The sequence below is a fragment of the Aliiroseovarius sp. S253 genome, assembly GCF_049800855.1.
GTDB lineage: Bacteria > Pseudomonadota > Alphaproteobacteria > Rhodobacterales > Rhodobacteraceae > Aliiroseovarius.
The window spans coordinates 1-8,372 of record NZ_JBNAFW010000004.1 but is presented as its reverse complement, the minus strand read 5'-3'; the positions used below and the strand labels follow the sequence as shown (position 1 = coordinate 8,372).

Annotated in this window: 8 protein-coding genes; 5 read left to right on the top strand and 3 right to left on the bottom strand. The window is 56.7% G+C overall.

What is annotated here, in order from left to right; translation table 11 throughout:
* Positions 1 to 119: 119 nt before the first annotated feature.
* A complete protein-coding gene (locus ACP15F_RS15265; protein ID WP_424941668.1) occupies positions 120 to 1,133 on the top strand; it encodes a replication initiator protein A in 1,014 nt (337 codons plus the stop codon).
* 156 nt (positions 1,134 to 1,289) lie between these two features.
* Here the strand turns inward: ACP15F_RS15265 and ACP15F_RS15260 are convergent, their stop codons facing one another.
* Positions 1,290 to 1,961 (bottom strand): NYN domain-containing protein, encoded by a 672-nt coding sequence (locus ACP15F_RS15260; RefSeq protein WP_424941673.1) that lies wholly within the window; start codon positions 1,959 to 1,961, stop codon positions 1,290 to 1,292.
* 289 nt (positions 1,962 to 2,250) lie between these two features.
* On the opposite strand from ACP15F_RS15260, the gene ACP15F_RS15255 reads away from it, so the two are divergent.
* Positions 2,251 to 2,640, top strand: a complete 390-nt coding sequence (locus ACP15F_RS15255; RefSeq protein WP_424941672.1) for a hypothetical protein — start codon at positions 2,251 to 2,253, stop codon at positions 2,638 to 2,640.
* Positions 2,641 to 2,643: 3 nt separating this feature from the next.
* Here the strand turns inward: ACP15F_RS15255 and ACP15F_RS15250 are convergent, their stop codons facing one another.
* Both ACP15F_RS15250 and mobQ read right to left on the bottom strand, forming a co-directional pair.
* On the bottom strand, positions 2,644 to 3,093 hold the full coding sequence (locus ACP15F_RS15250; RefSeq protein ID WP_424941671.1) for a hypothetical protein: 450 nt from the start codon (positions 3,091 to 3,093) through the stop codon (positions 2,644 to 2,646).
* A gap of 112 nt (positions 3,094 to 3,205) precedes the next feature.
* Positions 3,206 to 4,687: a MobQ family relaxase gene (gene mobQ, locus ACP15F_RS15245; RefSeq protein ID WP_424941670.1), complete on the bottom strand. Its 1,482-nt coding sequence runs from the start codon at positions 4,685 to 4,687 to the stop codon at positions 3,206 to 3,208.
* Positions 4,688 to 4,831: 144 nt separating this feature from the next.
* Between mobQ and ACP15F_RS15240 the strand changes: the two genes are divergently transcribed.
* The 3 genes from ACP15F_RS15240 (at position 4,832) to ACP15F_RS15230 (ending at position 8,353) form a co-directional block, all read left to right on the top strand.
* Positions 4,832 to 5,086 carry a hypothetical protein gene (locus tag ACP15F_RS15240; RefSeq protein ID WP_281859983.1) on the top strand — a complete coding sequence of 85 codons (255 nt, stop codon included), beginning with the start codon at positions 4,832 to 4,834 and terminating at the stop codon, positions 5,084 to 5,086.
* A gap of 22 nt (positions 5,087 to 5,108) precedes the next feature.
* Complete coding sequence (locus tag ACP15F_RS15235) at positions 5,109 to 6,806, top strand: type IV secretory system conjugative DNA transfer family protein (protein WP_424941669.1); 1,698 nt, start codon at positions 5,109 to 5,111, stop codon at positions 6,804 to 6,806.
* Between the two features lie 533 nt (positions 6,807 to 7,339).
* The gene (locus ACP15F_RS15230) at positions 7,340 to 8,353 is read left to right on the top strand and encodes a replication initiator protein A (protein WP_424941668.1); all 1,014 of its coding nucleotides are present in this window, start codon (positions 7,340 to 7,342) and stop codon (positions 8,351 to 8,353) included.
* Positions 8,354 to 8,372: the final 19 nt, after the last annotated feature.

The following is an 8,372-nucleotide window of genomic DNA, read 5'->3' as shown; positions in this document are numbered from 1 at the left end:
GTTCCGAAAGGTGCGAATCTGGGTTCCGAAAGGTGCGAACGAAAAACCGCCTGTGGACGGTTCCCGATAGTGCGAATTTTTAGGTTCCCGATAGTGCGAACATGCGCTAGGTTCGCATGATGGGACTGCTACCTGATCGACACCCACAGAAAGACTTTTTCATCCTCGACATTTCCGATGTCGTGCCCAAGGATGACATGGCCTCGATGGAGCATCCCCTGTTCTCGTTGGCGACCAAGCCAGACATGCGCCAGCTTGAGTATCGCAACGGCGACAACAGGCTCAAAATTGTGCCCTCGGGGGTTGGCCTGCCGACCATCTTCGACAAGGACATTCTGATCTTCTGCATCAGCCAGTTGATGCACAAGAAAAACCGCGGCGAGAAGATCGGTAAGCGTGTCCGTTTCAGCGCCCGCGAACTTATGATTGCCACGAACAGGCCAACCAACAATCTCAGCTATCAGCGCCTCGAACAGGCGTTTCACCGCCTCATGGGGGCAACCTTCCAGACCGATATTCAGACGGGCAACAGGCGTGAAACGCGCTTCTTTAGCCTGCTGGAGTCAGGGTCAGGCTTTGTCATGAAGGATGATGGCCGCTGGCGGCTCGACTACTGCGAAGTGATCCTGTCCGATTGGGTCATGCGGGCGATTGAGGCAAACGAAGTCGTCACGATTTCCGAGAAGTATTTTCGCCTGCGTCGGCCGCTTGAGCGCCGCCTGTATGAGATCGCCCGCAAGCATTGCGGCAACTCTCCCAAGTGGCAGATCGGGCTTGCCAAGCTTCAAGACAAGACAGGCAGCAACGCGCCCCTAAAGAAGTTTCGCCATAACCTGCGTGAGATCATCGAGAAGGATGAAACGCCCTTCTACACCTTCGAGCTAGACGACAACGATCTGGTGATCGTGCGTCCGCGCACCAAGCCTGCGAACGAATACCTCCCGACGATCAGCCTGCCCGATTGGGCAGAAGAAAAGGGGCGCGAACACGCCCGCGCCAAAGGCTGGGATTACCACGTCCTGCGCCAGAACTGGCTGGAGTTTGCCAAGGCCGAAGCTGCCAAGGGCAACCCGCCGAAGAATGCCGGCGCGGCCTTCGTGGCGTACTGCAAGAAACAGAAGGCGCTCCGCTAGGGGCGGCTTGCGCCGCCGTTGGGGGCTGTCTGCCCCCAAACCCCCGAGGATATTTGCAGAACAGAATTTTCATGTAAAATGGTGAGGCGGAACAGGCTGGGAAGCCGATGGCCGCGAACGGAATGACGGCCTGCCCCCTATGGGGTCAGGTCGTTTTCATTCATCGTCGCCTTGCTCTACCCAATCTGTGGGCTTGTGGAGCTCTTGGCCGTCCGCATCAACAACGGGGTTAGGAAACTGTGACCTCGCCAAACGGCTATGGCTGATATGACGAACAAAGGAAGCCACATCCTGCAAATCGTTAGCGACGTTCTCAGCAGGGCATATGATGCCAACAGGCTTTTGCAGCTCTTCGACAACAATGCGGATCGGCTCGCAAAGGTCAGTGTCATTTGAGAGAACAACAGCGACGTCAAATGCATTTGTGAATGCATCTCGCACTAAGTGCGCACCCAAGTTCACATCGCTGCCCTTCTCTTCGGTTTTGATAATTCGAACGACAGTCGGCCACGGCTTAAACGGGGACTTCCCATTTTGTGGCGGTGGGGCAAGGGCAGCATAGGGTTTTGTAACCAGAAACTTTCCCTGAAAAATTTCTAGCTCTGGAATGGTCTCAAGCGCATCAAAATAGATTTGCTGTCGCCTTGGGGCATCTGAATCAATTCGCGCCGACACCCTCGCGGTATAGTATTTAACTGCCGTTACAACGTTATCAGACGATAGAACATCCTCTGCCAACGCCTTTACATTCAACCACTTGAATTGAGGGTTATACTTCAATGCTCGATAGTAGAGGTTGAACCCATCTACATAAATAATCGTTCTCATTCCACACGCCCAGAAAAAGCAAAAGCTGCATTGGATTGCTCCGCCGCAGCTCTTGAGCCTACGGCACGCCGTAGGTGGGTTTAAAGCTCATATGGCGTTTGAGGGGTTAAGAATCAATGAAAATCGCAACAAGCGACGTTTCACTTTCAGAGGCTCTTAGCAACAATTGAGTATACTCAATTGTTGCTAAGAGCCTCTGAGATCAATGTCAATCCACATTATGCATTTGAAACAATAAGTTGATGATGGTACAGAGCAGGTACTTTGTTGCAAAATTGGGATTGAAACAATGCCAGAGGAAGCCCAACCACCCCCTACCTACTATGAGCGAAGACTACAGCAGGAGATCGAAACCATCGAACTCAAGCTGAAGGAGTTGACCGCCGAACGCGATGCCTTGAAGCGACAACTCATCAAAGCTCGTTGGGACAACCACCACTTACGAGACGTCAATCGCAAGAACAGTGCTAGTCGAGTGATGATCGAACAGCGGGTGCTTGGCGCACTGGAGCAAGCTACGAAACCCATGACCTCTAGGCAGCTTTTCGAGATTGCTCGGCTGGCAAACTTCGAACTGAAAGAGAATACGTTCCGAACGCAGCTGCATCGCATGAAGGAAAAGGGCTTAATCGAGAACGTGAGCCGTGGCCGATGGCGCGGCCTCAAAACAACAATCTAACCCTTACCCCATAAGGCGCGCCCAGAGGCCACGCTTGGGCGGCTCTGCCGCTCTCTCGCGCTGATCTGTCAGCGCGGCCAATGCCTGCCTGTGATCGGCGCTCTGGCGCGCTGCCTGATCCTTCAAAGCCTCGATCTGGTCAGTCAGTTGCGAGCGTTCGCGGTCGCGTTCTTCGTCCATGCGCTCGATCTGCTCGCGCAGCATCTTAACTTCGATCTCTAGTGCGCTGGTTTCGCTGGTTTTTTGGCCGTTTTCTTGGGGGGTGGGTTGCGGTTTTTGCAGTTCTTCAAAACCAGTTTTTGGATAGGCACGAAAAAGCTCGGCTGGCTCGATCTCCCAATGCCCCTTCTCGTTCTTCGAGGCACTCAATCTGCCCGAAGATATTGCCTCTAAAAGCGTTTTCTTGGCTATGCCCGCCTCCTTGGCGGCTTTGTTCGCGGATAGTTTTGTCATGGTTTTTGCCTGTTTCCTGTGGTGGGTGGGTTGCGGTTTTCACCCTTGTTTTCCACCAGTTTACAGGAAACCACCCAATCGGGGAAGGGCAGGGGGGTGTGCTGTCCACAGGCTAGCGCTTCGGGGGCTTTGGTCGGTCAGGCTGGCGCTCTCTCCCTGCGGGCTTGTCGTCGCGCTGCCATGGCCGCTTGTTGTCATTTGACAGGCTCGCCCGCTGCCATGGCTTTTCCAGCTTCCCGCGCTCGCCAAGGACGGTATCAGGCAAGCGCTTCTTGTCATCAAGGCTCACGCGCTCGGATGATTGTTGCGGCGGCTCTGCCGCTCGCTGGTGCGTCTGCGAGGGCTTGGCCGCTGGTGGGGTAGGGGAAGGCTTCGCAGGGCGCTCTCGTGGCTTCTGTGGCGGTTTTGGAGTGCGCCCGCCTTCCGCTCGCTGCCGCGCCTTCTCGATACCTCGGGCTTGCGCCTGCTGGCGCTGTTCTTGGCGCTCGTGAAGCTGGCGGCGTTCTTTGTCCTGCTGCGCGGCCAATGCCTGCCGCCGTTCGTCCTCGCGGTTCTGGATATCCCGCAAACTTGCGGCCATGTTCTCGCGGGCGGTCTTGTCGGTACGGCTGCGCCCGAACACATCGCGCAAAACCTTCTTCACGCCCTTGGCTTCTAGGCGGCGGTCAATGGCCTGCAACTCGGCTTTGATCGTTGCCTTAGCCTGTCCGTAATCATCCTTGAGCCGCGCCTCTAGGCGCTGCTTTTGATGGTGGTGCTTCTGATCGAGATCCAGCTTTGTGAGATCCTGCGCGGCTTCCAGTTCGGCGGCCTTCTCGTGCGCCCATACCTCGAAGCGGGCTTTCTGGCTGGCAAGACGTGCCGCCTCGATCTGATTATGCGCCCGCTCGGCATTCGCGGAATCAATGGCACGGTTTTCATTGCCGATGCGGCTGGCCTTGCCACCTCGCTCCATATCGCTTGCCGTTGGGCCGAGGTGCTGGGTCGGTTCGCGGTCGATCCCCTGCGCTTCAAAGCTGCGATGATCGACGCGGGCGGCGTGGCCGTGGCGCTCAAGGGTGCGGTTCTGGTGGTGCGCCCATTGCTCGCGCCACTGTGCAAGCTGGTCGGGGCTGTTCCAGTCCCGCGCCTTCTTGCCGAAACCCTCGCCTGTCAGTTCTCGCATGGTGAGCATGACATGGGCGTGGTGGTTTCGTTCATCGCCTTTCGCGCTCGGTGCGTGAATGGCGATGTCGGCAATCATGCCTTTGCCGACAAACTGCTCCTGAACGAAGTCCAAGAGCAGCGCCTTGCGCTGCGCCTGGTCAAGTTCATGGGGCAGGCTCAACTGGATTTCGCGGGCAAGCTGCGCGTCCTTGCGGCGCTCGGCAGCTTCCACCGCGTTCCAGAGTTGAGCGCGGTCGTGCATCCAGTCGGGTGTGCCCTCGGGGGTCATCACCTCGGCATGGATCACGCCCGCCTTGCGGCTGTAGTCAGAGGTTTGCCCTGTGCGGTCATCAAGCAATCGTTCGCCAGCACGATAGGCGGCAGCAGCGACGGCGCTCTGGCCGTTGCTTCGCTTGATGACCTTTGCGCTAAACCGATAGTCTGCCACGCCGCTCCCTTTTGTTGACCTTTTCGGAAAAGGTCACGCACACATTGCTTGCAATGTATAAGTGCGCACTTTGTGATTCTGCCGTTTCACATGGTGTCCCCGATTATGCTATTCTGTCAAACATACAGAAAGGCACTCTCGGATATGTCCACACGCAAAACGCCCGAACAGCAGCTTGAGGAGCTTCGCCAAAAAGAGGCACGGCTCAAAGCGCAGATACAGAAAAAGGCCGCTCAAGTTCGTGGGGCTGAACGCAAACGCGACACACGCCGCAAGATCATCGCGGGAGCATTGGCGCTCGAACACATGGCACATGACAAGGAATTTGCTAACGTGCTGAAAAGACTCCTGAATGAACACGTTACGAGGCCAGAGGATCGCAAGCTTTTCGATCTCTAGGCGAGATTGAAAAGGACGAGGGATGCACTGGTCTGATGCAAGAAATTACCCCTACCAATCAGGCCGCTTGTTTCTCGGTCATGCCGATGGGCAAGAGGTCGGCATAGAAACCGAGCGTCACGCGATTACGATCGCGGGCGCGGGGTCTGGCAAGGGAACGTCTGTCATTATCCCGAACCTGCTCAAGTGGCCGCATAATGCCCTTGTGATCGACCCTAAAGGCGAAGCCGCCGAGGCCACCGCCGAAAAACGCGAGGCCATGGGGCAAGCCGTCCATGTCCTCGATCCTTTCGGCTCGGCGCGTGTGCCTGACCGCTTCAAAGCTTCCTACAATCCGCTCGATGATCTCGATCCCGACGCGCTCACGATCCGCGAAGATATCGAGGCGGTATCGGATGGGATCGTCATGCGCCCTGATCCCCAAGCCGCGCATTGGGATGATGGGGCGCAATCCATCATTTCGGGGCTGATTGCCTTCGTCCTGACCACCGCGCCAGACGACCAGAGGAATCTGGTCGAGGTGCAAAAAATCCTGATCGACGACGATGCTCTGGCCGAAGCCATGCAGCAAATGAAAGGCATGGATGAATGCGCGGGGCTGTGCCGTGAAGCCTATTCTGCGGCCTTCGCCAAGGAAGGCGCTTATTTCATCTCGAACGCCCGCAAAAACACGCGCTGGCTGTCCAGTCACGGCATGGCCGAAACGCTCGCCTCGTCCAGCTTCTCGCTGGCCGATTTGAAGGCTGGCCGCGCCTCGGTCTATTTGGTGCTGCCTGCCAACTATCTAAGCCAGCATGGGCGCTTTCTGCGCCTGTTCGTGCGCTGTGGTATCGAAGCCATGGCGCGAAAGCTCCCCTCTGGTGAGCTTCGCGGTGCTCAATGCCTGTTCATGCTCGATGAGTTCTTTTCACTCGGCTACATTGACGAGATCGCCAAGGCGGCGGGCTTGATGCGGGGCTATGGCCTCCAGCTCTGGCCGATCCTGCAAGACCTCGGCCAGCTCGTCACGCTCTATGGCCGCGAAGGCTCGGAAACCTTCTTCGCCAATGCCGATGTGCATCAGTTCTTCGGGAACACTGACACGCTCACGCTTGAACAGATTTCGGCGCGGCTTGGTGTCAAAGACATGGGCGAAGTGCCTTTGCCGCCTGCCGCGCCTTCCATGGTGCATACAGGCTTCGGGGAAGGCTTAGGGGTCATGTCTGGCCAATCAAAGAAAGCGGCTTACAAAGTCACAGGGCAGGCGCTTGGTGGGGCTATATCTCTGGCTGAAAAGTTGCATAGCGCCAAAGCCCAAAGCCGCTATCAAGACGATATGAACCATTATCAGCGCTACATGGCCGAACATGGCAGGCCGCGCCTAAACCCCGATCAGGTGTCCAACCTGATCCGCAAGAAAGACGATGTGGTTGCCGATCATATGATTTCTTTCGTGTTTGGGCGCGAGCCGCTTCTGTTGAAGCCTGCGCCGTATTTTCGCGCACTGGAAACGCCGCCTCTGGCGGCAGCTTCTCAAGCTCCTGCCGCGCCTGCGTTCCATGTCAAACGAAGTGAAATTGTTGCTTTGGCAATCCTTGTCCCTTTCTGGGCGGGTGGTGCGTGGCTGGGGTGGGCTGTCTATGGTGGATGGTTAGGGCTGTTTGGCGGTGTGGCATTGGGCGTTGGTGTTTCCTTTGCGCTCGACTACTTCGGTTTTCTTGGATCATCAGATGATGATTAGAGCGCTGTCCCCTTTCCTTGCAGGCGGTGCTTGTTTTCCCCTGCCTTCCGTCGCCGCTTCGCTGATGCCGAAAAGAGCCGCCTAAGGTTCTGCGTCAAGTGGCCTAGCGAGCTTGCGAGTGGTTACTTGATGCAGGTTCTTTGGTGGATCAGGCATCACTTCAGCGAACGGCCTACGGATGCAGATCGGGGAAACCTCTCCCTGCCTTTTGTTGTGCGAAGCGAAAACCTAGCAGCGGATCGGCTCTGCCGATCTGATCGCTGCGCATGCCGCGCCCATGGGGCGCGTCTGCTTGGCGAGGCGAAGCTGAGCTTAGTGTTAATAGTGTTACCTACGGAGTAAGTTACGGATTCCAGAAAGCCATAGTAGGCAAAGCCTTAGCCCTGTGGATAGTTCCGAAAGGTGCGAATCTGGGTTCCGAAAGGTGCGAATCTGGGTTCCGAAAGGTGCGAACGAAAAACCGCCTGTGGACGGTTCCCGATAGTGCGAATTTTTAGGTTCCCGATAGTGCGAACATGCGCTAGGTTCGCATGATGGGACTGCTACCTGATCGACACCCACAGAAAGACTTTTTCATCCTCGACATTTCCGATGTCGTGCCCAAGGATGACATGGCCTCGATGGAGCATCCCCTGTTCTCGTTGGCGACCAAGCCAGACATGCGCCAGCTTGAGTATCGCAACGGCGACAACAGGCTCAAAATTGTGCCCTCGGGGGTTGGCCTGCCGACCATCTTCGACAAGGACATTCTGATCTTCTGCATCAGCCAGTTGATGCACAAGAAAAACCGCGGCGAGAAGATCGGTAAGCGTGTCCGTTTCAGCGCCCGCGAACTTATGATTGCCACGAACAGGCCAACCAACAATCTCAGCTATCAGCGCCTCGAACAGGCGTTTCACCGCCTCATGGGGGCAACCTTCCAGACCGATATTCAGACGGGCAACAGGCGTGAAACGCGCTTCTTTAGCCTGCTGGAGTCAGGGTCAGGCTTTGTCATGAAGGATGATGGCCGCTGGCGGCTCGACTACTGCGAAGTGATCCTGTCCGATTGGGTCATGCGGGCGATTGAGGCAAACGAAGTCGTCACGATTTCCGAGAAGTATTTTCGCCTGCGTCGGCCGCTTGAGCGCCGCCTGTATGAGATCGCCCGCAAGCATTGCGGCAACTCTCCCAAGTGGCAGATCGGGCTTGCCAAGCTTCAAGACAAGACAGGCAGCAACGCGCCCCTAAAGAAGTTTCGCCATAACCTGCGTGAGATCATCGAGAAGGATGAAACGCCCTTCTACACCTTCGAGCTAGACGACAACGATCTGGTGATCGTGCGTCCGCGCACCAAGCCTGCGAACGAATACCTCCCGACGATCAGCCTGCCCGATTGGGCAGAAGAAAAGGGGCGCGAACACGCCCGCGCCAAAGGCTGGGATTACCACGTCCTGCGCCAGAACTGGCTGGAGTTTGCCAAGGCCGAAGCTGCCAAGGGCAACCCGCCGAAGAATGCCGGCGCGGCCTTCGTGGCGTACTGCAAGAAACAGAAGGCGCTCCGCTAGGGGCGGCTTGCGCCGCCGT

Coding starts and splice junctions, on each gene's coding strand:
- ACP15F_RS15235 (WP_424941669.1), top strand. CDS start 5,109: ATGCACTGGTCTGATGCAAGAAATTACCCCTACCAATCAGGCCGCTTG.
- ACP15F_RS15250 (WP_424941671.1), bottom strand. CDS start 3,093: ATGACAAAACTATCCGCGAACAAAGCCGCCAAGGAGGCGGGCATAGCC.
- ACP15F_RS15265 (WP_424941668.1), top strand. CDS start 120: ATGGGACTGCTACCTGATCGACACCCACAGAAAGACTTTTTCATCCTC.
- ACP15F_RS15260 (WP_424941673.1), bottom strand. CDS start 1,961: ATGAGAACGATTATTTATGTAGATGGGTTCAACCTCTACTATCGAGCA.
- ACP15F_RS15240 (WP_281859983.1), top strand. CDS start 4,832: ATGTCCACACGCAAAACGCCCGAACAGCAGCTTGAGGAGCTTCGCCAA.
- ACP15F_RS15255 (WP_424941672.1), top strand. CDS start 2,251: ATGCCAGAGGAAGCCCAACCACCCCCTACCTACTATGAGCGAAGACTA.
- ACP15F_RS15230 (WP_424941668.1), top strand. CDS start 7,340: ATGGGACTGCTACCTGATCGACACCCACAGAAAGACTTTTTCATCCTC.